We start from the raw sequence: 1,010 nt of genomic DNA, 5'->3' as shown, positions 1-1,010 counted from the left end.
TTAATTATCTGTTCAGGACGCTCGAATTCAAAAAGTTTATCTTTACCTATTTATATAAAACAGGTATTGACGGTTCTTTTGTTTTACCCAGGTACGACGCGCCTTAATCATTAGTTTCCAATTATTAATTTGCGAAGCACCTGCTCTTGTACTACTTGTATTGTTTATGTAAATCTGTTCAAAGATCGCTCGTTTCACGATTGCTGTTCTTTTCAGAAAGCGGATGCAAAGGTAAGAGCTTTAAAGCATATCTTCCAAATATTTTCGGAAGTTTTTTTTATTTTTTCTCTTTTCTCTTTCCTCGTCGTCTCTCTTGTCGAAAGGGAGGCAAAAAGAAAAAGGAAGAAGAACCAGGCACCGTTTCTTGAAAGAAGAATGTCAACTCGCGCTGCTTTCGTTTTCAAAAGCGGGTGCAAAGGTAAGAACTTTAAAGCATAACTTCCAAATGTTTCGGAAGTTTTTTTTTCACTTTTCTTTTCCAAGGCCGAAGTTCCGAAAGAAACCTATGGCAAAGAAGAGAAAAATGGAAGCTTACCGCTCCGTTTTACTGTCAGAATGTCAAAACATCGCCGCCTTCGTTCCCGAAAGCGGATGCAAAAGTAGGGCTTTTACGGACATCTGCAAAATATATACAAGCTTTTTTTGAGGGTTTACGTGAACTTTTTCATAACTCGCTGATTGATAGATATGTTTTAAAGCATATTTTTTAAAGGAAAAAGGAGGCCGGAACGAAGGGGACACATTATATATATACGCGCGCGCGTCGAAATAGACCATTCATACCTTCACATAGACCACAGAACGGCCGGCACCACGCTTGAGGAGCCCAAAGAGAACTGACAATAAACCTGCGAAAGGCTACATCCGGAAAGCCCGGATACTAAACGAGAACTACTGAACAACTTTTCTCACTACAGATATGTTTCTTTCTTACCACACCCGCGTTTCTTTCTTTCCACAGCTGTGGTAAGAAAAGAACATTGCTGTGGAAAGATTAGTTTTTAGAGAAA

The 1,010-nt window shown here is 39.3% G+C and carries 1 protein-coding gene; it reads right to left on the bottom strand.

Annotated elements, in window-relative coordinates:
* Nucleotides 1-212: 212 nt before the first annotated feature.
* Nucleotides 213-482, bottom strand: coding sequence for a hypothetical protein (locus DW947_RS21705; RefSeq protein ID WP_165859488.1), 270 nt, complete (start codon nt 480-482; stop codon nt 213-215).
* Nucleotides 483-1,010 lie beyond the last annotated feature (528 nt).

This window comes from Bacteroides sp. AM44-19, from assembly GCF_003603395.1.
Classification (GTDB): domain Bacteria; phylum Bacteroidota; class Bacteroidia; order Bacteroidales; family Bacteroidaceae; genus Bacteroides; species Bacteroides uniformis.
This window is presented reverse-complemented; position numbering and strand designations above follow the sequence as displayed.